At 65.0% G+C, this 22680-nt stretch carries 21 protein-coding genes; 4 read left to right on the top strand and 17 right to left on the bottom strand.

The window, feature by feature from the left end:
• Nucleotides 1–82 precede the first annotated feature (82 nt).
• On the top strand, nt 83–628 hold the full coding sequence (locus U1H99_RS00675; RefSeq protein ID WP_323139864.1) for a hypothetical protein: 546 nt from the start codon (nt 83–85) through the stop codon (nt 626–628).
• Here U1H99_RS00675 and U1H99_RS00670 read toward each other — a convergent pair.
• The 14 genes from U1H99_RS00670 to U1H99_RS00605 all read right to left on the bottom strand — a co-directional run bounded on the left by U1H99_RS00670 (nt 625) and on the right by U1H99_RS00605 (nt 18125).
• Nucleotides 625–1104: a hypothetical protein gene (locus tag U1H99_RS00670; protein WP_323139863.1), complete on the bottom strand. Its 480-nt coding sequence runs from the start codon at nt 1102–1104 to the stop codon at nt 625–627. The genes U1H99_RS00675 and U1H99_RS00670 overlap by 4 nt on opposite strands.
• 1 nt (nt 1105) lies before the next feature.
• Complete coding sequence (locus U1H99_RS00665; RefSeq protein ID WP_323139862.1) at nt 1106–2716, bottom strand: tetratricopeptide repeat protein; 1611 nt, start codon at nt 2714–2716, stop codon at nt 1106–1108.
• Entirely contained in the window at nt 2716–4875 is a 2160-nt protein-coding gene (locus tag U1H99_RS00660; RefSeq protein WP_323141185.1) for a putative bifunctional diguanylate cyclase/phosphodiesterase, read from the bottom strand. Before U1H99_RS00660 ends, U1H99_RS00665 begins: the two co-directional genes overlap by 1 nt.
• A gap of 85 nt (nt 4876–4960) precedes the next feature.
• On the bottom strand, nt 4961–7090 hold the full coding sequence (locus tag U1H99_RS00655) for an HDOD domain-containing protein (protein WP_323139861.1): 2130 nt from the start codon (nt 7088–7090) through the stop codon (nt 4961–4963).
• A 331-nt stretch (nt 7091–7421) separates the two neighbouring features.
• On the bottom strand, nt 7422–8696 hold the full coding sequence (locus U1H99_RS00650) for a multidrug effflux MFS transporter (protein ID WP_323139860.1): 1275 nt from the start codon (nt 8694–8696) through the stop codon (nt 7422–7424).
• 3 nt (nt 8697–8699) lie between these two features.
• The gene (locus U1H99_RS00645; RefSeq protein WP_375341572.1) at nt 8700–9920 is read right to left on the bottom strand and encodes a THUMP domain-containing class I SAM-dependent RNA methyltransferase; all 1221 of its coding nucleotides are present in this window, start codon (nt 9918–9920) and stop codon (nt 8700–8702) included.
• Nucleotides 9921–10146: 226 nt separating this feature from the next.
• Nucleotides 10147–10563, bottom strand: coding sequence for a CopD family protein (locus tag U1H99_RS00640; RefSeq protein ID WP_323139858.1), 417 nt, complete (start codon nt 10561–10563; stop codon nt 10147–10149).
• A gap of 103 nt (nt 10564–10666) precedes the next feature.
• The gene (locus U1H99_RS00635; protein ID WP_323139857.1) at nt 10667–11932 is read right to left on the bottom strand and encodes a glutamate-5-semialdehyde dehydrogenase; all 1266 of its coding nucleotides are present in this window, start codon (nt 11930–11932) and stop codon (nt 10667–10669) included.
• Between the two features lie 18 nt (nt 11933–11950).
• Nucleotides 11951–12964, bottom strand: a complete 1014-nt coding sequence (gene holA, locus U1H99_RS00630; RefSeq protein ID WP_323139856.1) for a DNA polymerase III subunit delta — start codon at nt 12962–12964, stop codon at nt 11951–11953.
• A gap of 12 nt (nt 12965–12976) precedes the next feature.
• Entirely contained in the window at nt 12977–13501 is a 525-nt protein-coding gene (locus tag U1H99_RS00625) for an LPS-assembly lipoprotein LptE (RefSeq protein ID WP_323139855.1), read from the bottom strand.
• A gap of 3 nt (nt 13502–13504) precedes the next feature.
• Complete coding sequence (gene leuS, locus U1H99_RS00620; protein WP_323139854.1) at nt 13505–16150, bottom strand: leucine--tRNA ligase; 2646 nt, start codon at nt 16148–16150, stop codon at nt 13505–13507.
• A 75-nt stretch (nt 16151–16225) separates the two neighbouring features.
• Entirely contained in the window at nt 16226–16552 is a 327-nt protein-coding gene (locus tag U1H99_RS00615; protein WP_323139853.1) for a barstar family protein, read from the bottom strand.
• A 148-nt stretch (nt 16553–16700) separates the two neighbouring features.
• Nucleotides 16701–17510 (bottom strand): 4-hydroxy-tetrahydrodipicolinate reductase, encoded by an 810-nt coding sequence (gene dapB, locus U1H99_RS00610; protein WP_323139852.1) that lies wholly within the window; start codon nt 17508–17510, stop codon nt 16701–16703.
• A 3-nt stretch (nt 17511–17513) separates the two neighbouring features.
• Nucleotides 17514–18125 carry an outer membrane protein assembly factor BamE gene (locus tag U1H99_RS00605; protein ID WP_323139851.1) on the bottom strand — a complete coding sequence of 204 codons (612 nt, stop codon included), beginning with the start codon at nt 18123–18125 and terminating at the stop codon, nt 17514–17516.
• Between the two features lie 113 nt (nt 18126–18238).
• Here U1H99_RS00605 and fur point away from each other — a divergent pair, with 113 nt between their 5' ends.
• Nucleotides 18239–18667, top strand: a complete 429-nt coding sequence (gene fur, locus U1H99_RS00600) for a ferric iron uptake transcriptional regulator (RefSeq protein ID WP_141831311.1) — start codon at nt 18239–18241, stop codon at nt 18665–18667.
• Between the two features lie 65 nt (nt 18668–18732).
• Here the strand turns inward: fur and hrcA are convergent, their stop codons facing one another.
• Together hrcA and U1H99_RS00590 are read right to left on the bottom strand one after the other, a co-directional pair.
• The gene (hrcA, locus tag U1H99_RS00595; protein WP_323139850.1) at nt 18733–19746 is read right to left on the bottom strand and encodes a heat-inducible transcriptional repressor HrcA; all 1014 of its coding nucleotides are present in this window, start codon (nt 19744–19746) and stop codon (nt 18733–18735) included.
• 104 nt (nt 19747–19850) lie between these two features.
• Nucleotides 19851–20570: an HAD family hydrolase gene (locus U1H99_RS00590; protein WP_323139849.1), complete on the bottom strand. Its 720-nt coding sequence runs from the start codon at nt 20568–20570 to the stop codon at nt 19851–19853.
• Nucleotides 20571–20818: 248 nt separating this feature from the next.
• Between U1H99_RS00590 and U1H99_RS00585 the strand changes: the two genes are divergently transcribed.
• Together U1H99_RS00585 and U1H99_RS00580 are read left to right on the top strand one after the other, a co-directional pair.
• The gene (locus tag U1H99_RS00585; protein ID WP_323139848.1) at nt 20819–21403 is read left to right on the top strand and encodes a hypothetical protein; all 585 of its coding nucleotides are present in this window, start codon (nt 20819–20821) and stop codon (nt 21401–21403) included.
• 33 nt (nt 21404–21436) lie between these two features.
• Nucleotides 21437–22174: a hypothetical protein gene (locus U1H99_RS00580; RefSeq protein ID WP_323139847.1), complete on the top strand. Its 738-nt coding sequence runs from the start codon at nt 21437–21439 to the stop codon at nt 22172–22174.
• Nucleotides 22175–22340: 166 nt separating this feature from the next.
• Here U1H99_RS00580 and U1H99_RS00575 read toward each other — a convergent pair whose 3' ends face one another.
• On the bottom strand, nt 22341–22523 hold the full coding sequence (locus U1H99_RS00575; RefSeq protein WP_323139846.1) for a hypothetical protein: 183 nt from the start codon (nt 22521–22523) through the stop codon (nt 22341–22343).
• Nucleotides 22524–22680: the final 157 nt, after the last annotated feature.

Raw genomic sequence — 22680 nt, 5'->3', positions numbered from 1 at the left:
TAGCGAAGCGCCGTGCGCGAACGCACCCATGTCGTATTTATGAGCCGGCAGTGGCGGGCTCCAGACACATCTCCGGGAAATCATGAAATATCTGACAAAAAAACGTTGGGCAAGCGTTCGCAGCGGACAAGCCGAGAGCGATGCCGCCAGCTGGGGCAAGGCCTTGCGCGCCTACCGCGAGCAGCTGGAAACCCTGCGCGGCACCCTGCCCGAGCACGTGTTCGCCTTCTTCGACCGCGCCGACATCCACGACGGCGAGCTGCTGCACCTGGATATCCGCGACGGCAGCCGGCCGGCGCCGCTGGACCAGCTGCCGCGCCCGTGGATCGTGCCCGGCGACCATCCGGTGCGGGTCGAGCTAGCCATCATGGATACCTACGACCGCCGGATCTGGGGATTGCGCTACAGCGCGATCCGCCGCATCCTGGTCGATTTTCCTTCTGGTAAACCGCTGTTCCACCAGGACGGCGACGGCTTCGGCGACGTCGCCTGCCACGAGCTGAGCGCCTGCGGCGAAGGCTTCCTGCGCCACGAGATCCTGTTCGCCACCGGGGCCACGATCCTGATCGAGTTCAAGGATGTCGAGGTGCACAGCCGCCTGCGCCAGCCGGAAGCGGCGCCCGCCTAAGCGGGGAAAGCCTGGCGCAGGAAGCGCCTGAGCGACAGCAGGCCCGCATAGTGGCCGCTGACCCAGACCGTGTTGCCGTCCATCGCCAGGTGCACGGCCTGCTGGTCCCAGCGCAGCAGCCGCGGCAGGCGCTTGCGATAGACCCACAGGCCGGTTTCGGTATCGCTGGGCTGGAAGCCCAGCAGCGGCAGGCGCGCCTCGAGGGCGGCCAGGGCCTGGGCCCGGCCCGGCCCCTTGACGCCGAAGCGGGCCGGGCGCGCCAGGTAGACCGAGGGCAGCGCGCCGCCGAAGGCGCCGGCCACCGCCGGGATGCCGATCACGTGGGCATGCCAGACCGCCTGGGCCAGCGCGCCGATGCCGACCAGCGGCACCAGCACGCATAGCAAGTAGCTCTGCAGCTGCGCGGCCGAACGGAACGGCCAGAAGCGCCGCAGTCCGGTTTCCAGCAGGCGCAGCCTGGTCAATTCGATCTTCACGTCAGGCGCCTCCGATCAGGGTATCGGCCTGCGCCAGCATCGCCGGCGACATGCGCGCGGCGACGCGCTGCAGATAGCGTGCGGCCGATGCCAGCCCGGCGGCGCCGGCGCGGTGCAGCCAGGCATAGGCTTCGATCTGGTCCGGCGGCACGCCCTGCCCGGCCGCGTACATCACACCGAGGTTGAACTGGGCGCGCACATGGCCCTGGCGCGCCGCGCCCAGGTACCAGAAGTGCGCCGCCTCGTAGTCGCGCGCCACCCCGTGCGCGCTGTCGTAGCGCAGGCCGAGCGCGAACTGGGCCTGCGCATGGCCCTGCTCGGCCGCCTTGCGGTACCAGTCGCCGGCCTGGCGCGGGTCGACGCTGCCGCTGTCGTCGCGGTCCAGCAGCTGGGCCAGCATGTACTGGGCCGGCGCGTAATCCTGGTCGGCCGCCTTGCGGCACCAGTACAAGGCCTGCTGCAGGTCGGCCGCGGCGCTGCCGGCGTCCGCTTGTTCGCGCGTTTGCCCGCTCAGTTGCCCGCTCGCGTAGCGCAGCGCCAGGTCGAACTGGGCACGCAGGTGGCCCTGTTCGGCGGCGCGGCGGGTCCAGTCGGCGGCCGCCGCGGCATCCCGGGGCACGCCCAGGCCGGCGGCGTACAGCAGCCCGAGGTGGTATTGCGCGCCCGCGAACCCCTGCTCGGCGGCCTGGCGGTACCAGTGCGCGGCCTGGGCATGATCCTGGTCGACGCCCAGGCCGTTCTCGAAGCGCAGGCCGAGGTTGTCCTGGGCGCCGGCGTGCCCCTGTTCGGCTGCCTTGCGGAACCAGTGCAGCGCCTGCACCGGATCGGGGTCGAGGTTGTGGCCATGGCCGTTGTCGTGGATCAGGGCCAGGTTGAATTGCGAGCTGGAGTGGCCCTGTGCGGCGGCGCGGCCATACCACTCGATCGCTTTGGCGCCGTCCTGCGGCAAGTCCTGGCCTTTGTCGTAGCGCAGGCCGAGGTTGAACTGGGCCGGCGCATAACCCTGCTCGGCGGCCTTGCGCAACCAGTGGACGGCTTGCTGCGCATCGCGCGGCAGGCCCTGGCCGCTGTCATGGCGCAGCGCGAGATTGAATTGCGAGCGCGCGTAGCCCTGTTCGGCGGCGCGCCGGTACCAGGCCAGCGCCTGCGCCAGGTCCTGGGGGACGCCCTTGCCGCCTTCGTACATCATGCCGAGGTTGTGCTGGGCGCCGGCGTCGCCCTGCCCGGCCGCCTGCGTGAACCAGTGCAGCGCCTGCTGCACGTCGGCGCCGACGCCCTGGCCCTTGGCGTACAGCCAGCCCAGGTTGTACTGGGCCGGCGCGTACCCCTGCTCGGCGGCCTGGCGGTACCAGTACACGGCCTGCACCAGGTCCTGGGTCATGCCCGGTTCCGGTCCCCAGCCGCGTTGGTACAGCACCCCGAGGTTGTACTGGGCCTGTTCCAGGCCGCTGCTGGCGGCCATGCGGTACCAGGCCACCGCCAGTTCCTCGTTGCGCGGCACGCCCTGGCCATTGACGTACATGAAGCCCAGGCTGTGCTGGGCGGTGGCCACGCCGCGCTCGGCCAGCGCCTTGACCCGCAGGAATTCGGCGGTGTGGCGGCTCTCGTCCATCAGGCCGGGAAGGCCAGCATGCCGGGTACGCCGCTCGGCACGCCCTGGGCGCGCAGCACGTCGATGAAGCGGCCCAGGGGCATCGGGCGGTAGTACAGGTAGCCCTGCATCGTCAGGCAGCCGTTGGCGCGCAGGTAGCGCGCCTGGGCATCGGTCTCGACGCCTTCGGCGATCAGGTTCAGGCCCAGCCCGCGCGCGATCGAGATGATCGCCAGCACCACCGGGTAGTGCCCGTGCTCGTCGTGGATCTCCTTGACGAAGGACTGGTCGATCTTGATGGTGTGGACCGGGAACCGGTGCAGATAGGCCAGCGACGAGTAGCCGGTGCCGAAGTCGTCGATCGCCACCGACACGCCGAGCTGGCCCAGTTTATTCAGCTGCTCGATCGCATGCTGCGGGTTGCGGATGCAGATGTTCTCGGTGATCTCGACCTCGATCTGGCCCGGCGCGATCCCGTGGCGCAGCAGCGCGCCGCGCATCTTCTCGAAGAATTCGCCGCGGTCCAGGTATTGCGGCGACAGGTTCAGCGACAGCTTGATCTGGCTGCCGCCGAGGCTGTTCCACTGCAGCATGTCGCGGCACAGGGCGACGATCATCCAGTCCGAGATCGGCAGCATCAGGCCGTTCTCTTCGGCGAAGGGCAGGAACTCGCCCGGCGACACCACGCCGCGGGTCGGATGGTTCCAGCGCATCAGCGCCTCGGCGCCGATGATGCGGCCGCTGATGGCGTCGATCTGCGGCTGGTAATACATTTCCAGTTCCTCGTTCTCGAGCGCCTTGCGCAGGCTCTGCTCGAGCGCGATCTTCTGGTGCGACACGTCCTGCATCGACGGATCGTAGAAGGCGTGGCCGTTCTTGCCCTGCCCTTTCACCTGGTACATGGCGATGTCGGCGTGGCGCAGCAGCTCGTCGATCGATTCGCCGTGGCCCGGATAGATAGCGATACCGATCGAGGCCGAGATGTGGACTTCGTGGCCGTCCAGGTCGAACGGCAGGTGCAGGCAGTCGAGGAATTTATCGGCCACCTGGCGCGCGTCGTCGCGGTCGCGCAGCTCGGGCAGCACGATGGTGAATTCGTCGCCGCCCTGGCGCGCCAGCGTGTCGCCCTTGCGCAGGCATTCCTTCAGGCGCCCCGCCACCTGCTGCAGCAGTTCGTCGCCTTTGACGTGGCCGAGGGTGTCGTTGACCAGCTTGAAGCGGTCGAGGTCGATGAACATCACCGCGAGCTCGGTCTGCTTGCGCTTGGCCTGGATCACGGCCAGGCCGAGCCGGTCCTTGAACAGGATGCGGTTCGGCAGGTCGGTCAGGATGTCGTGGTAGGCCTGGTACGAGATCACCTCTTCCGCGCGCTTGCGGTCGGTGATGTCGCGCGCCACGCCGTAGGTGCCGAAGAATTCGAGCTTCCTGACTTCCTGGTCGGGCACGTGCATGCCGATCGCGTTCAGCGAGATCGTCATCAGGGTGTTGTTGAAGGTGCGCTCGTGGGTGGTGTTGGCGTGGCACTTCAGGCGTAGTTCGACGTTGCGCGAGGCGCGTTCGTCGACGCGGCGCTCGTTGAACACGTAGCGCGCGCGCTCCAGGTCCTCGTCGTGCACCAGGATCGAGTAATGCTGGCCGATCAGCTCGTCGCGCCGGTAGCCCAGCAGCTGGTAGGCGCGGTCGTTGATGAAGGTGAAGCGGCCCTCGTGGTTCAGCGTGTAGATGATGTCGGGCGAGGAGTCCACCAGGTAGCGGTACATCTTCTCCGAGTTTTCCAGCTGGTTCGCCATGAACGCGTTCGACTGCGCCAGGCGGCGCTGCTCCAGCGCGTTGGCGACCGTCTTCAGCAGCTCTTCGCGGCTGTAGGGCTTGCGCAGGTAGTCGTAGGCGCCGCGCTTCAGGGCGCCGATCGCCGCATCGATCCCGACCTCGCCGCTCATCACGATGACATCGGCGTCGATGCCCTTCTCGTTGATGAAATCCATGATCTGGTGGCCGCCGATGTCGGGCAGACGCAGGTCGAGCAGCACCAGGTCGAAGCGCAGCTTCGATAAATGGGCCAACGCTTCGCCGCCGGTGGCGGCGGTCGAAAGCTGATAGCCGCGGCCCTGCAGCAGTTCGTACAGGGAGGTGAGCAGGCGCGGTTCGTCGTCGACCAGCAGGAGTCTGGGCTGGTCCATCAGGCCGGGTGCAGCGTTGCCGTCGGCGTTGACCGGAAACGGCAAGGGTGCGGGGGCGCTGGCTGAGAATGGATTCATTGTTGCCTTATACGGATCCGAGCGCGCGCGCCGGCAATGTGGCCGGGGCGCTGGCGCCGGCATGCGCCGGCAGCAGGATTTCAAAACTGGTGCCGGTGGCGCCGCTGCGGCAGGCGATATGCCCGTTCAGCTGTTTGACCAGGCTGTGCACGATCGACAGGCCGAGACCATGGTGCGGCCCCGGCTTCGTGCTCGTGACGGCGGCGAACAGGTTGGCCAGCACCTCATGCGGCAGGCCTGGACCGGTGTCGGCAACGACCAGCTCAACGTACAGGCTGCGTTCGCGGTTGACATGGCCGCGGTTGGCGATCTCGATGCGGCCGCCGCGGTCGGTCAAGGCCTCGATGGCGTTCTTGACGAGGTTGACCAGGATCTGCTTGATCGCGTCCGGATCGCCTTTGACGCGGCTGTCCTGGCCGGCCATGCCGACCACGATCTCGACGTTGGACGGCACGAAGTCGGTGGTGCGGAACAGGCGCAGCACGTCGTCGACCACCTTCGCCACGTCGGCGCCGCGGCTGCCGTCGAAGGCGCCGTTCGCCATCGGATCGGTCTCGGTCAGGCTGTTGACCAGCTGGCCGACGCGGTCGATCTCGTCATGCAGCACCGACAGCTCGCCACCGACCGGCTCCTGGCGTTCCAGCTTGCTGTCCAGGACCGACAGGTAATTCTTGATGATGGCCAGCGGGTTGTTGACCTCGTGGACCACGCGGCGCGAGGCTTCGCGGTATTCCTCGGCCACGTTGGCCAGCTGGCGGCGCACCTGGCCGCGCGCCTGGATCGCTTTCTCGAGCGCGGCCGCGGCCTGGTTGCCGAACGATTGCAGGAAGCGCTCGCGCTTCTGGCAGGATGGCAGCTGCCAGCTGGCGACGCCGCCGACCAGCACGCCCAGGCAGCGCCCGCCGGCGACCAGCGGCACGCACACCATCGATTCGGCGCCCAGCATGCGCAGCAGCTGCTCTTCCGGCAGGCCGAGCGGGCGGTCGCGGCGCACGAAGGCCAGCTTGCGCTCCAGCGCCGCCTCGGCCACGGCGCCGCCCTTGGCGAGCGACACCGCGAATTCGGCGATGCGCTGCTGGCTGCCGACTGCGGCCCCGACCAGCGCCTGGCCGGTCGGGTTTTCCAGCAGCACCAGCGCATTCTCGAAATCGAACAGGATGCGCGCCGAGCGCGTCATCGATTCCAGCAGCCCGGTTTCGCCGTGTCCGCTTTTATCGCCATCCTGCTGCTGGCGTGTGAAGATCTGGCCGATTTCCGAGACCAGCACCAGGTTGCGCACCTCTTCGTTCAGGCGCTGCTGCACCGGGTCGCTCGGCGGCGGCGGCGCGTAGGCCGGCGGCGGCGGGACGTCGTCGGCGCCGGCCAGGTCGATGCCGAGGTGGATCGCCGACTTCTCGACCTGGCGCGTGGCGCCGGCCAGCACGGCGTCGGCATCCTCCGGGTCCAGGCCGCACAGCCTGCAGGCTTCGATCACCTGCGCGATGTCGTCGGCGTGGTAGGCCAGCACGTGGGCGGTGCGCAGGATGCGGATCAGGGGGTGCGCGGCTTCCAGGCGCTCGCTCGGCTCATGGTGGTACAGCACCGAATCGGCCAGGAAGGAATCCAGCTGCCAGCGCTCGATCAGCCAGGCGCCGGCTTCGGTATGGGTGATCTGCAGCGTGCGCTGCTCGACCGCGCACAGGTCTTCGTCGTCGTGCGCCAGGAAGTTGTAGGCGTATTCCTTGGGTGCCGTGGCCAGCAGCGCCAGGCGGCCGACATTGTGCAGCAGGCCGGCCAGGTAGGCTTCCTCGGACTGGGCATAGCCGATACGGCGCGCGATCTCGCGCGCCAGCACCGCCGTCGTCAGCGATTGCTTCCAGAAGCCGCGCAGGTCGGTAGCGCCGGAATTCGGAAAGCTGTTGAAGGTCTGGAACACCGAGTCGCCGATCACCAGGATCTTGATCATGTCGGTGCCGAGCGCCATCATCGACTGCTCGAGGCTGACCTGGCGGCCGCCGCGGTGGTAAGCCGAGCTGTTGGCAACGCCCAGGATCTTGCCCGTCATGCCGGCATCGGTGGCGACCAGCGCCGCCAGTTCGGCCATGCCCAGATCGTCCGCCTGCAAATGGGCGAGCAATTTGATGAGAATCTGAGGCATGGCCGGCAATCGTGCGATCAGCAAACGATTGCGTATGTCCTGGTCTGATTGTATTGAGTCAAGCACGGCCGCCACATTCTTGGGAAAGTGGCAGCCATTTCGGCACAACCGCCACGAGGTATCTTATTTTTAATCTTTCGAAAAGAGCAATTTTTTGGGCTCTGTTCTGATAATGAAAACGGGTCTTAGCATATATACATTTCTGACCGGGAACAACAGTTTCTAAGATAAGTGATGTGTTTTAGAGTCACAAATGGCCGAAATGTATTGATTTTGATCAAACGATGATCGCATACCTATATGACAGGTCTGCGATCTTTGCGCAAGCGACTCATGCCAATCCGTTGCGCCGGCGATAATGGCGCGACACCATCCAGCACGCCAGCGAGGCGAGTGCAAAGGCGGCCTGGCCGAGCGCCATCGCCAGCACCGAATGGGTCAGCGCCGGCGCCACGATGCCGGCCACGATCGCTCCCATCAGCGTGGTCAGGAAGGATTGGCAGGAAGCCGCGGTGCCGCGGATATGCGGGAACAGGTCGAGCGCCAGCAGGGTCGCGCTGGGGTTGATGACCGAACTGCCGAAGTTATAGAAGAACATCGGCAGCACGGTCCACGGCAGCGCCGGCGGGAAGAAGCCGTGATAGCTCACGCTGAAGGCCACCGCGGCCAGCATGAAGGTATAGCCGATCGCGATCTGGCGCGAGAAATGCATCTTGCCGGCCAGCCGGTTGGCTGCCAGCGCACCCAGGAAGATGCCGCCCACGGCCGGCACGAACAGCCAGGCGAAGTCCGACGGTCCCAGGTGCAGGTGCACCGGCAGCAGCACCGGCGCGCCCGAGATGAACAGGAACATGCCGCCGAAATTGAAGGCGGTCACGCCCGACTTCATCTGGAATTGCACCGAGCTGAAGATGTCCCAGTAGCTCTTCGCCAGGAAGCGCGGATTGAAGGGCTGGCGCTGCTCTTTCGGCACGGTTTCCGGCAGGTGCTGCCAGCACACCCACCACAGGCCCAGGCTGAACACCAGCAGGCCGAGGAAGATGGCGCGCCAGTCGAACAGGGTCACCACCCAGCCGCCCAGCACCGGCGCGATGGCAGGCGCGATCGAGAAGATCATCGTCACCATTGACAGCAGGCGCGCGGCCGGCGCATCCGAATACAGGTCGCGGATGATGGCGCGCCCGACAACCACCCCGGCACCGGCCGAGATGCCCTGCATGATGCGGAAGATCCACAGGTAGTGCACCGAATGCGCGGACGCGCAGCCGAGCGTGCCGACCGCGAACACGACCAGGCCGACCAGGATCACGTTGCGGCGCCCGAAGGCGTCCGACAGCGCGCCGTGCCACAGCGACATGACGGCAAAGGCCAGCATGTAGGCGGTGAGCGTCTGCTGGACCTCGATCGAGGTCGCATGCAGGCTGTCCTGGATGGCCGGGAAGGCCGGCAAGTAGGCGTCGACCGAGAACGGTCCCAGCATCGCCAGCGCGGCCAGCAGTGCGGCCAGGCCGCCGGCCGACAGCATCGTAACCTTGTGCGGCGCGGGCAGCGGGACCGGGGTGACGGGATCCTTCGGCAGGTTGTCGGGTTCTGGTTCGGGCAGCATGGGTTATTGTTGTGCGGGTTTGGCGTCCGGTTTTGCCCCGTCGCGGCGGTTGAAGCCGGCGACCATGTCGAAGCGGAACAGGCGGCATTCGAGCGCGCCGTTGAAGAACGGGGTCTTGCGCGATTCCTTCAGGCGCAGCATCTTGGGCACGCCCAGGTCGGCCGTGAACAGGTACACGGTCCAGCCGGCGAAGCGCTGCTTCAGGGTGGTCGACAGCTGCTGGTAGAAGCCGACCGCCATCTCGTCCTGCGGGATGGTGGAATCGCCGCGCACGCCGATCCGCTCGCCGTACGGCGGATTGGTCACCACCAGGCCCGGGGTGGCGGTCGGTGCCTGCACCTGCTGCGCCTCGATCTGCTTGAGCGGCACCTCGAACAGGACGCCGGCCGCGCGCAGGTTATGGCGCGTCATCGCCACCATGTCGCCCGAGATGTCGGAACCGAAGATGGTCGGCTCGCTTGGCAGCGGGTTCGGCTTGATCGCCGCCTTCATGTCCTGCCAGGCCTGGCGCTCGAAGTTGGCGAACTGCTCGAAGGCGAAGCGGCGACGCGCACCCGGCGGGATGCCCTGCACCATCTGGGCGGCCTCGATCAGGATCGTGCCGGAACCGCACATCGGGTCGAACAGCGGCACGCCCGGCTTCCAGCCGGCCACGCGCAGCAGGCCGGCGGCCAGGTTCTCGCGCAGCGGCGCGTCGCCGGTCTCTTCGCGCCAGCCGCGCTTGAACAGCGCCTCGCCCGAGGTGTCCAGGTAGATCGTGAAGTTGCGCGCGTCGAGGAAGCCGACGATGCGCATGTCCGGCTCGCGCGTGTCGACCGACGGGCGCTTGCCGAACTGGTCGCGGAAGCGGTCGCACACGGCGTCCTTGATCTTCAGCGTCGTGAATTCCAGGCTTTTCAGCGGCGACTTGATGGCGGTGAGGTCGACGCGGATGGTGTGGTCGACACTGAACCAGTCTTCCCAGGGCTGCTCGAGCACCAGGTCGTAGATGTCGTTCTCGTTGCTGTAGGTTTTATTCGCGATGCGCATCAGCACGCGCGAGGCGATGCGCGAATGCAGGTTGAGGCGGTAGGCGTCGAGCATGTCGCCCGAGCAGTGGACGCCGCCGGGGACCTGGTTGTGGACCTTCAGCGTCTTGCTGTTGGTGGTTTGCGCGATCTCGGCGAGTTCGTCGGCGAGGGCTTGTTCCATGCCGCGTGGGCAGGGGCAGAAATAGGAGGTCATCGGGGGTACCCTTTATCCGTTGTGGTGGGGGCCTCGCAAACCTGCCGCGCGTTGCAGATTTGGCCGGGCCGCGTAGGCCTGCGATGCTCGCCGTACCCTAGTACGGCTGCGCTTCTCGGCCAAATCTGCGGCCGCTCGCGACGGTTTGCGAGGCCCCTGTTAGTTTCAAAACAAAAAACAAACGGCCGGAGTCTCCGGCCGCTATTACTACAATGATAGCGGAAGCTTAGAACGGCTTCACCACGACCAGAATCACAATCGCAATCAGCAGCAAAACCGGCACTTCATTGAACACGCGAAACCACTTGTGGCTGCGCGTGTTCACGCCGCGCTCGAACTTTTTCAGCAGCGATCCGCACGCGTGATGGTAGCCGATCACCAGGATCACCAGCGCCAGTTTCGCATGCAGCCAGCCGCCGCGGATGCCGTAGCCCAGCCACAGCCAGAGGCCCAGCAGCAGCGCCGGCAGCGCCAGCATCGTGGTGAAGCGGAACAGGCGGCGCGCCATGCCGAGCAGGCGCTCGAGTGCCGCCGGATTGGTTTCCTGGGCCAGGTTCACGTAGATGCGCGGCAGGTAGAACAGGCCGGCGAACCAGGAGGCGATGAAGATGATGTGGAAGGCTTTGATCCAGAGGTAGGCCATGCAGTGCTTTCTTATTAGTGTTGACTCGTTGTCCCCGCGGAGGCGGGGATCCAAGTTCGTGGCGCAGCCGAAAACTTGGCCCCCTGCCTACGCAGGGGCGACGCTATTGGCGAATTTCGCCGTGTCCGAACACGACATACTTCAATGAGGTCAGCCCTTCCAGCCCGACCGGTCCGCGCGCATGCAGCTTGTCGTTCGAGATGCCGATCTCGGCGCCCAGGCCGTACTCGAAACCGTCGGCGAAGCGGGTCGAGGCGTTCACCATCACCGAGGCCGAATCGACTTCGCGCAGGAAGCGCATGGCGTCACTGTAGTCTTCGGTGACGATGGCGTCGGTGTGCTTCGACGACCAGGTGTTGATATGCTCGATCGCGGCGTCGATGCCGTCGACGATCTTCACCGCCAGGATCGGCGCCAGGTATTCGGTGCGCCAGTCCTCTTCGGTGGCCGGCACCAGGTGCGGATAGCCCTGCAGGATGGCCAGCGCTTCCGGGTCGGCGCGCAGCTCGACCTCTTTCGTCGCATACAGGCCGGCCAGCTGCGGCAGCACCGTGGGGGCGATGGCGCGCGCCACCAGCAGCGTCTCCATCGTGTTGCAGGTGCCGTAGCGGTGGGTCTTGGCGTTCATGGCGATCGGCAGTGCCTTGGCGAGATCGGCCTTGGCGTCGATGTAGACGTGGCAGATGCCGTCCAGGTGCTTGATCATCGCGACCGTCGACTCTTTCATCAGGCGCTCGATCAGGCCCTTGCCGCCGCGCGGGACGATCACGTCGACGTACTCCGGCATCGTGATCAGGGCGCCGACGGCGGCGCGGTCGACCGTGTCCACCACTTGCACGCCATGCTCGGGCAGGCCGGCGCCGCGCAGGCCCTCGGCCACCAGCGCGGCCAGCGCGCGGTTGCAGTGGATCGCTTCGGAGCCGCCGCGCAGGATGGCGGCATTGCCGCTCTTGATGCACAGGCCGGCCGCATCCACGGTCACGTTCGGACGCGCTTCGTAGATGATGCCGATCACGCCCAGCGGCACGCGCATCTGGCCGACCTGGATGCCGCTCGGGCGGAATTTCATGCCGCTGATTTCGCCGATCGGGTCCGGCAGCGCGACGATCTGGCGCAGGCCGTCGACCATGGTGGCGATCGCCTTGCTCGACAACGCCAGGCGATCGAGCAGGGCCGGCGCCAGGCCGTTGGCACGGGCGGCGTCGAGATCGCGCGCGTTGGCCTCGACCAGGGCCGGCGCGTCGCGTTCGATGGCGGCGGCGATCAGGAGCAGGGCCTGGTTGCGGGTGGCGCTGTCGGCGCGGGCCATGGCGCGCGAGGCGCTTCTCGCCTGGCGGCCGATGGTGTGCATGTATTCAGTGATGTCCATTGTGCAGTCCGATTTATTTCACGAAGCGACCCGCAGCGCCAGCTGCAGCATCGCATCCCAGGCATCGCCCGCGAACTGCTTCGCGCGCAAGCCCTTGACCATCTTGTCGACCTGGGCCGCCTGCTGCAGCGCCGCTTCCAGGGTCGGCAGCGACATCCGGCGCAGCGCCGGCTCCATCATCCGTTCGCGCGGACCCCAGATGCGGTATTCCTTCAGCAGCGCACCGAGCGGCCGGCCCTGCGCCATGCCGGCTTTCAATTTTAGCAGCGTGCGAATCTCCTCGGACACCGCCCACAGCACCAGCGGCAGCGCCTCGCCCTCGCCTTTCAGGCCTTCCAGCATGCGCACCAGGCGCGCCGGATCGCCGGCCAGCATCGCTTCGGACAGCTTGAACACGTCGTAGCGCGCCACGTTCAGCACCGCGTCATGCACCTGTTCATAGCTCAGCTTGCCCGGCTCGTACAGCAGGCCGAGCTTCTGGATTTCCTGGTGCGCCGCCAACAGGTTGCCTTCCACGCGATCGGCGATGAAGTCGAGGCCGTGGCGGTCGGTGCCCTGCCCCTGGCTGCTCAAGCGCATGCCGATCCAGTTCGGCAGCTGGGCGCGCTCCACGTTCGGGATCTCGATGTAGACCGCGGCCTGCTGCAGCTGCGCCACCCAGGCCGCCTTGGCCGTCTGCCAGTCGAGCTTGGGCAGCGTGATCAGGGTCAGGTTGTCCGGGTTCAGGTCCTTCGCGTAGTTCTGCAGCGCCGCGCTACCGTCCTTGCCCGGCTTGCCGCCGGGGATGCGCAGCTCGATCAGCTTCTTGTCGCCGAACAGGGACATTTCCTGGTTGGCGGCGAGCAGCTCGCCCCACTTGAAACTGCGCTCGACCGTGAGCACGTCGCGCTCGGAAAAGCCTTGCGCCCGCGCCCGCGCGCGGATCTTGTCCGCCGCTTCCAGCGCCAGCAGGTGCTCGTCGCTGGTGATCACGTACAGGGGCGCGAGCCCCTTGGCGAGGTGCCCGTCGAGCGCCTCAGGCCGAAGTTGCATGGGGGTTTCCTCTTACGTCGCCGGCTTCATGGCCGCCAGGCGGCGCATGATTTGTTGTACCAGGTCGGCCTGCATGTCGCGGTACAGCAGCGCTTCTTCGGATTCCTTGGCCAGCACCTGGGTCTCGTCGAAGGCCATGTTCCGGCGCAGCGAGATCTCGGCCGGCGCCAGCAGCTCGACGCCTTTCGGGTCGCGCACCGTGAACGACAGCGTATAGGTCAGCAGGTATTCGCGCACGCGGCCCAGGCTGTTCAGCGACAGGATCTGCTTGCCGCGGTTTTCGCTCAGCACCACCAGCTGGGCCTCGGCCGCGGTGGCCGAGTCGGCGATGGCCACGTTGCCCGCGCGCAGGTTGCGCTTGAGTTCCGTGCCCAGCGCCGAGTTGTCCGGAAAACCGATGTAGATGCTGTGGAAGGGCATCGTGTAGCTGCCGTTCGAACCGCGCAGCTGGAAGCCGCAGCCGGGCAGCGCAGCGGCCACCGCCACTGCGGCTGCCGCGCGCAGCACCACCCTTCTCTTCAAGGAGGAGATGGTCATCGCTTACACCACGATGTTGATCAGTTTGCCGGGGACGACGATGACCTTCTTCGGCGTGCCTTCGACGAACTTCTGCACCGCTTCCGACGCCAGGGCGGCAGCTTCGATGGCGGCCTTGTCGGCATCCTTGGCGACCTTGACCGAGCCGCGCAGCTTGCCGTTCACCTGGATCATCATCTCGATTTCGGACTGTTCCAGCGCCGCCGGGTCGACCGCCGGCCACTGCACGTCGAGGATGTCGCCATACTTGGCGGCATAGCCGAGTTCCGTCCACAGCGCGTGGGTGATGTGCGGCGCCACCGGGTTCAGCATGCGCAGGAAGATCGACAGGCCTTCGGCGATCACGGCGTCGCTCGCCGCCCCTTCCGCCAGCTTGGCCGACTCCAGGGTATTCAGCATCTTCATGCAGGCCGACACCACGGTGTTGTACTGGATGCGCTTCAGGTCGTAGTCGGCCTGCTGCAGCACTTTATGGACTTCGCGGCGCAAGGTCTTCTGGGCGTCATCCAGCGTGCCTTGCTGCTGTGCGGCCAGGCTGGCGGCGACGCGCTCGCGCTGGGCGTAGGCGAAGGCCCAGACGCGGCGCAGGAAGCGGCTCGCGCCTTCCACGCCCGATTCCGACCATTCCAGCGTCTGCTCCGGCGGCGCCGCGAACATGGTGAACAGGCGCGCGGTGTCGGCGCCGTACTGCTCGATCTGCGCTGCCGGGTCGATGCCGTTGTTCTTCGATTTCGACATCTTCTCGGTGCCGCCAATGATGACCGGGGCGCCATCAAGCTTCAGTGCGGCGGCCTGCGGACGGCCGCGGTCGTCGAACACCAGGTCGACGTCGGCCGGGTTGAACCAGGTCTTCTTGCCCGCCGCATCCTCGCGGTAGTAGGTCTCGTTCAGCACCATGCCTTGGGTGAGCAGGTTGACGAAGGGCTCGTCGAATTTGACGAGGCCGAAGTCGCGCATCACCTTGGTCCAGAAGCGCGCGTACAGCAGGTGCAGCACGGCGTGTTCGATGCCGCCGATGTACTGGTCCATCGGCATCCAGTAATCGTTGCGGGCCGGGTCGACCATCGCGTCGTTCGAACCCGGCGAGGTATAGCGCATGTAGTACCAGGACGAGTCGATGAAGGTGTCCATCGTATCCGTCTCGCGGCGCGCCGGCTTGCCGCAGCACGGGCAGTCGACCTTCAGGAAGGCTTCGTGTTTTTTAAGCGGGTTGCCGCTGCCGTCCGGGACGCAGTCTTCCGGCAGCACCACCGGCAAGTCTTTTTCAGGGACCGGCACGGTGCCGCAGGACTCGCAGTGGATCATCGGGATCGGCGTGCCCCAGTAGCGCTGGCGCGAGATGCCCCAGTCGCGCAGGCGGAAGGTGACCTTCTTGTCGCCCAGGCCCTTCTCGGCCAGGTCGCCCGACACCGCGTTGACGGCGGCGATGTAGTCCAGGCCGTCGTAGTGGCCCGAGTTGACGATGACGCCGCGTTCCTTGTCGCCGTACCACTCCTGCCAGCCGTCCAGCGAGAAGGTCTCGCCCTCGACGGCGACCACCTGCTTGATCGGCAGGTCATATTTTTTGGCGAACGCGAAGTCGCGCTCGTCGTGGGCCGGCACGCCCATCACGGCGCCGTCGCCGTAGGTCATCAGCACGTAGTTGCCGACCCAGACCGGCACTTCTTCGCCGGTGATCGGATGGATGACGGTCAGGCCGGTCGGCATGCCCTTCTTTTCCATGGTCGCCATGTCGGCTTCGATCACGGAACCCAGCTTGCACTCGGCGATGAAGGCCTGCAGTTCCGGATTGTTCTTGGCGGCCTGGGCCGCCAGCGGGTGCTCGGCGGCGACCGCGCAGAAGGTCACGCCCATGATGGTGTCGGCGCGGGTGGTGAAGACGTACAGCTTGCCGTCGTTGATCGGCTCACCGGCATCGTCGGTGATCACGTGCGGGAAGGCGAAGCGCACGCCGACCGATTTGCCTATCCAGTTGGCCTGCATGATGCGCACGCGCTCCGGCCAGCCCGGCAGCTTGTTGTCGACGTAGTCGAGCAACTCTTCGGCGTAGTCGGTGATGCGCACGTAGTACATCGGGATTTCGCGCTTCTCGATCGGCGCGCCCGAACGCCAGCCCTTGCCGTCCACCACCTGCTCGTTGGCGAGCACGGTCTGGTCGACCGGGTCCCAGTTCACGGTGCCGGTCTTCTGGTAGATGATGCCCTTCTCGAGCATTTTGAGGAACATCCACTGGTTCCACTTGTAGTATTCCGGCTTGCAGGCGGTCATCTCGCGCGACCAGTCGATGGCCAGGCCCATCGACTCCATCTGGCTGCGCATGTGCGCGATGTTCGAATAGGTCCATTCCGCCGGCGGTACGTTATTGGCCATCGCCGCATTCTCGGCGGGCATGCCGAAGGCGTCCCAGCCCATCGGCATCAGCACGTTGTAGCCGTTCATCCGCAGGTAGCGGTACATCACGTCGTTGATCGTATAGTTGCGCACGTGACCCATGTGCAGCTTGCCCGACGGGTAAGGCAGCATCGAGCAGGCGTAATACTTGCCTTTTGGGAAACGCGGGTCGTGTTCGACCGCTTTATAGGCGTCGATCGACTTCCAGTAGGCCTGGGCGGCCTGTTCGACTTCGGCTGGACTATATTTATCTTGCATGATGTTCTGCGGACTGAATGGAGGTGAGCAGAACATTATACCGGCACATAGGTCCACCGGGATGGGTGGCGGGACCTAGCGCAGTTCGAGTTCCAGCGCCGGCTTCTCGCCGTAGTCTTCGTAACGCTCGTTGATGCCGATGATGCAGAACGCCATCTCTTCCAGCACGTCCTCGGCGCGTTCCCTCAGGGCTTCCGAGTGGGTGACCACGATGTGCAGGGTTTCGTCCGGCTTGAGGCGGATGCTGCTCATGCCGTCTTCGTCGCGCAGGTAGCTGAGGCAGTCTACCCAGGAATCCATGGTGTGCGGATACGAGTCCGGGAAGCCGAAGGCGTGGGCGCTTTCGATGTGGAAGCTTTCTGCGTCGGTGATGGCGGCGCCGTTCAGTTCGACGGTGGGCATGGCGGGTCTCCTCTCGGGAATAACTTGGAACAGATGCTGTGTACTAGCGGTAACAATAGAAACGCCCGCCGTCCCGGTCAGTATGCCAGCAGATTGCCGGTCAAGCCGTCCAGTTCGGCGGGCGTCGCGCGCGGGGCGCGTCAGGCGGTCAGGCTTTCAGGCCCAGCACATCTTGCATGTCGTAGTAGCCGGTCGGCTTGTCGGCCAGGAAGCGCGCGGCGCGCAGCGAGCCCTGGGCGTAGCTGACGCGGCTGCTCGACTTGTGGCTGATCTCGATGCGCTCGCCGGTGCCGGCGAACAGCACCGTGTGGTCGCCGACGATGTCGCCGCCGCGCACGGTGGCGAAACCGATGGTCGACGGGTCGCGCTCGCCGGTCACGCCTTCGCGGCCGTAGACGGCGCATTCCTTCAGGTCGCGGCCGAGCGCGTCGGCGATCACTTCGCCCATTTTAAGCGCAGTGCCGGACGGGGCGTCGACCTTGTGGCGGTGGTGGGCTTCGATGATCTCGATGTCGTAGCCTTCCGCGAAGTTCTTCGCAGCCATTTCCAGCAACTTCAGCGTGACGTTCACGCCGATGCTCATGTTCGGCGCGAACACGACCGCGGTCTTGTCGGCGGCGGCGCGAATCGCGGCCTTGCCTCCGTCATCGAAACCGGTGGTGCCGATGATGACCTTGATGCCCTTCTCGGCACACACCTCGAGGTGGCGCAGCGTGCCTTCCGGGCGGGTGAAGTCGATCAGGTAGTCGGCGCCGTCCAGGCCCTTGTCCAGGTCCGACTGGATGATGACGCCGGTCAGTTGGCCCGAAAAGGCGCCGGCATCCGACCCGATGAAGGGCGAGCCCTCGCGGTCGAGTGCGCCGGAAAGGACCGCATCGGGTGCGGCGGCGATGGCTTCGATCAGCATGCGGCCCATGCGGCCGCTGGCACCGGCCACTGCGATTTTTAACTGGGTCATGCCTTACTCTCCTTTTGCTGCTTTTTCCTGCTTGCGCTTGATGTCGTCGATGTCTTCTTCCGCGCTCTTCTGCTCCCACTTCGAGATGCCGATCAGGCGATTGATGTAGTCGCGCTCGCTCGGCAGGTTGCCGCCGTCGAAGTGGTCGACCTTGTCATCCTTGAAATACACGGTCACGCGGCTGGTGGTCAGCTCGCCATTGCCGCGCGCCAGGTAGAACGGGTAATCCCAGCGGTCGCGGTGGAAGGTGTCGGTCAGCAGCGGGGTGCCGAGCACGAACTTGACCTGGTCGCGGGTCTGGCCGGGCTTCAGTTGCTTGATCATTTCTTCGGACACGAAGTTGCCTTGCTGGATGTCCGGACGGTAGGGCGAGAACACCCACAGGAATTTCTGCAGCTTGGTGACGCGGGTGGTCTGGGCACCGGAGTTTGCGGCTGCCGCAGCCTTGTCGGCGTCGGCGGCGACCGCGGTCGGCGCGGTGCTCACCGGCGCTGCCGGCTTGGTCTGGTTACGCCAGGATGCGCAACCCGACAGCAGCAGCGCCGTGCAGGCGACACCTGCCACGAGCGCTGGGCGCACGTGGAAACGATGGAAAACGGCATTCTTGATGCGCATATCTAATCCCAAAACAAGTGAGCGAAAGCTCGTAAACCAGGCCTGAATGATCGAGCGGGCGCTCGGAAAACGCTATATCATAAAGCACTCCGCCCATATCCGAGTAACAAAACATGAGCAACAACCCAACCGACCTGAAGGCCAGCGGCCTGAAAGCGACTCTGCCGCGCCTGAAAATCCTCGAAATTTTCCAGAACAGCGCGGTCCGGCACCTGACGGCGGAAGACGTCTATAAAACCCTGCTGAACGAAAACATGGATGTCGGCTTGGCAACTGTTTATCGTGTCCTGACCCAGTTCGAGCAGGCCGGACTTCTGAACCGCAACCACTTCGAAACCGGCAAGGCGATCTACGAACTGAACGCCGGCTCGCACCACGACCACCTCGTCTGTCTAGACTGTGGCCACGTGGAAGAGTTCTATGACGAGGAAATCGAATCGCGCCAGCAAAAGATTGCGCTGGAGCGCGGTTTCAAGATTACCGAACACGCGCTGGCAATCTATGGCAATTGCGTGAAGACGGATTGCCCGCACCGGCACTGACATAACTGGAAACAAAATAGATGCAAAAAAACCACCTCCGGGTGGTTTTTTTACGCCGCCTGCAGTCAGGAATGGCTGAGCGCGTTCGACAGCAGCTTGGCCGTGATGTCCACGATCGGAATCACGCGCTCGTAGGCCATCCGGGTCGGCCCGATCACCCCGAGCGTGCCGACGATCTTGCCGTTGACCTCGTAGGGCGCGGTCACCACGCTCATTTCGTCCATCGGCACCAGCTTGGATTCGCCGCCGATGAAGATCTGCACGCCGCCGGCCTTGCTGGACACGTCCAGCAGCTGCATCAGCCCGGTCTTTTGCTCGAACATCTCGAACATCTGGCGCAGCGAGCTCATGTTGGATGAGAGATCGGTCACCGACAGCAGGTTGCGCTCGCCGGCGATGACCATGCCCTCGCCTTCCTGCATCGCTTCGCTGCCGGCCTCGACCGCCGTCTGCATCAGCTGTCCCATGTCGTCGCGCAGCTGGCGCAGCTCGCCGGTGAGGCGGCCGCGCACCTGGTCGAAGGTCAGGCCGGCGAAATTCTGGTTCAGGTAATTGGCCGATTGCGTCAGCTGCGCCGGCGAATAATCGACGTCGGTCAGCAGCAGGCGGTTCTGGACGTCGCCGCGCGGGTCGACGATGACCAGCAGGATGCGCTTTTCGGACAGGCGCAGGAATTCGATCTGCTGGAAGATCGACTCGCGCCGCGGACTCTGCACCACCCCGGCGAACTGCGACAAGGACGACAGCATCTGCGCCGCGTTGGCGATGACTTTTTGCGGCTGGTGCGCCGGCAGGCGCATGCCGGCCTCGACCGCGTTCTCGTCGATCTGGCGCACGGTCAGGAGGGTGTCGACGAACAGGCGGTAGCCGCGCGGCGTGGGGACGCGCCCGGCCGAGGTGTGCGGGCTGGCCACATAGCCCATCTCTTCGAGGTCGGCCATGATGTTGCGGATCGTGGCCGGCGACAGGTCCAGCCCGGAAATCTTCGACAGCGCGCGCGAACCGACCGGCTGGCCATCGGCGATGTAGCGCTCGACCAGGGCTTTCAGCAGGGTTTGGGCACGATTATCGAGTTGCATAATTTAGAACGAGGCGGAAGAAATCCGCGCTTGCAGGTCATCGCGGTACGTTATTCAGATGTCATTATGCCTGTTCACATGCCGGGCGTGCAGTGATCGCGGCCTTATTTAGTGTGCGCGTGTTGGTGCTCGAGCCAGGCCAGCAGCTCGTCGAAATCGCGCACGATCGCATCCGGCACCACCTCGTGTTCCAGGTGGCTGGTCGATCCGGTGCGGTTCATCCATACCGCGCGCAGGCCGGCGCGCTGGGCGCCCTGCACGTCGAGCAGCACGTCGTCGCCGACGTACACCGCATCCTCGGGCGCCACGCCGAGCTGCCGGCAGGCTTCCAGGAAGATCGCCGCGTCCGGCTTGGCCACGCCCAGTTCGTGCGCCGCCACCGACACCTTGAAATGATGGGACAGGCCGATCGCTTTCAAGTCCGCATTGCCGTTCGAGATCGAACCGACCAGCAGTTTGTCTTGCAAACGCAACAGGCCCGGTAGCACGTCGTCGTAGGGCGTGACCGCGTTGCGGGCGGCAAAAAAGTGCAGCATCGCCAGTTCCACCTTGGCGGCATCCTCGCCCGCTTCCTGGAACGCCGCATGCAGGCCGGCGCGGCGCAGCTTGCCCAGGTCGAGGTGGAATTCGGGCTGTTGCGCCAGCAGTTGCAGGCGCGCCTGACGCAGGCCGTCGATGGTGAAGCGCTCGGCCACGCGCGGCGCGTGCTCGCGCAGCCAGGCGAACAGGCTTTCCTCGGCCTGGACGATCACGGGCGAAATCGGCCACAGGGTGTTGTCCAGGTCGAACAGGATGGCCTTCGGCCAGGCACGGGGGCTTGTCATGTTGAAACGCCAGGGTAGCAGGATGGATGCAGGAAGCATGAAGACGAGGCGGGTCCAGCATAACGATGGCCGCTGCGAAATGCAACGGTGCTGCGCCGTGTCAAGTGTTGGTTACACCGTGATACAAAGGTAATGCATGGCAAATGGCGCCCCAGATTGGCAAATGCACTAAAATGATGGGCATTTTTCTACTCAGCGGTGCCGGCAGTCTTTCTCGCGCGCCACATCCTGTCCATTTTGGAGAAGTTATGAAGAGTTCGATCCTGCGTGCCGGCGTTGCGCTGGCATGCGCACTGGGCCTGGCCGCATGCGGCGGCGGGAGTGGCGATTTGCTGTTGCAAGGCACGATTTACAGCGGCGTGACCAAGGCCGGTCTGATCCTGACCAACAACGGCGGCGACGACCTGGTCATCCCGGCCGGTGCGACCAGCTTCCAGTTTTCGCGTGCGGTCTCGACCGATGACGAATTCAACATCGAGGTCAAGCAATATCCGTCGAACGTAAAGACTTGTACGATTGTTAATGGCAAGGCCCGCGCCAACTATTACACGATCGCGCAGGTCAGTATGTCTTGCGAAATCAAGACGCACCCGTTCATCATCAAGATCCAGGGTCTGACCACGAGTGGCCTGGTGGTGGTGAATGGCACCGACCGCAGGGAAGTCCCGGCCAACTCGACCACGCTGGAGATGAGTCCGGTCTACGAAGACGGCGCCTACGGCGTCACAGTCCTGACCCAGCCGAGCGGCCAGACCTGCACCGTCCAGAATGGCACGGCCACCATGGGCTCGACCGACCAGAACAACAACAACGTTATCGTGAATTGCGCCTGATACGCCCCGCTTAATTATTCTGGAGAGAAGCACATGAAGTTTTCCTTTGCGCGTGGCGCGCTGGCCCTGATGGCAACGCTGACGCTGGCATCCTGCGGTGGCGGCAAGGCCACCTTCCCGATCAACGTCTCGGTCTCTGGCGTGTCCTACGACGGCCTGATCCTGACCACCAATGGCCAGGAACTGCCCATCCACTACACTGGCGATCCCAAGACACCGGCCACGATCAATGCCGTTTTCCCGAACGGGATCGAGTACGGCGAGATCTACACCGTGGTGCCGAAAACCGTGACCACCACCGGCAGCGATGGCAAAGCCGTTACCACGGTGAGCTACCCGCAACACCAGACTTGCTCGCCGGCCACCGGTTATCCGATCGGCCTGCCGATCACCGGCACTGCGGGCCAGCTGGCGAAGATCCAGATCAACTATGCCTGCTCGATCAATGCCTATCCGCTGGTTGCCAAGGTGACGGGCCTGCGCGCCACTGGCCTGAGCCTGGCCAACGGTAGCGGCGTGGCGCCCGTATCGGTGTCGCCGGTCCTCGGCACCGACAACCAGCCGACTGGCGCCGATATCACGAACCTCACCTTGTTCTCGGTGACGTTCGCTACCACCTACGGCGTGACCGTCCTGAGCCAGCCGACCGGCCAGACCTGCACGGTCAGCGGTGGCGCCAACGGCACCGGGGCAGGCACGATGGACCAGGCGGCGGAAACGGCCGGTGGGGTATCGAACTTCGTGATCAGCTGCGTCAACAATCCGACCTGAAGCGAGTCGAGGAGATATGAAACCAGCTTATATCAAATATTCCAAACAAAAATTGGACTGATATGCTGTGATGCAGCATACTGCATCTGTCTCCTCCAACTCTCCTCAGAAAAGAATTGGATTTAAGCCCGCCCTCAAAAGCGGGCTTTTTTTTCGCTTGCGTGCCTCAGCCGGCGCTACCCAGGCGCTTGGCGGTGACTTTGACAACGGCCATCTGCTGGCCTTCGATCGCGACCTGGGCGTTGTAGCGGGCATGCGCGGCCGGGATGGCGGCGCTGGCGTAGCTGGTGACGCCGGCCAGGAAGGCGGCTGCCAGGAAAATCGCTTCCATGTTCTTGAGGATGTTCATTGTGCGCTCCTTCAGTGTCAGTTCAGGTTCTGGACTGTGTTTCGTCTTTCGATGGAGTCACTGTAGGCGCATGCGCGCCGCGGTGCCATCGGGGTGCGACGGACGGTCGAAAACGTGGCGTGAAGAGGTAAAAAGGCAGGGAAATCGGGATGCTGCA

This window comes from Massilia phyllosphaerae (genome assembly GCF_034659755.1).
Classification (GTDB): Bacteria; Pseudomonadota; Gammaproteobacteria; order Burkholderiales; family Burkholderiaceae_D; genus Telluria; species Telluria phyllosphaerae.
The sequence above is the reverse complement of the archived record's forward strand: the minus strand, read 5'-3'. Positions and strand labels throughout refer to the sequence as shown.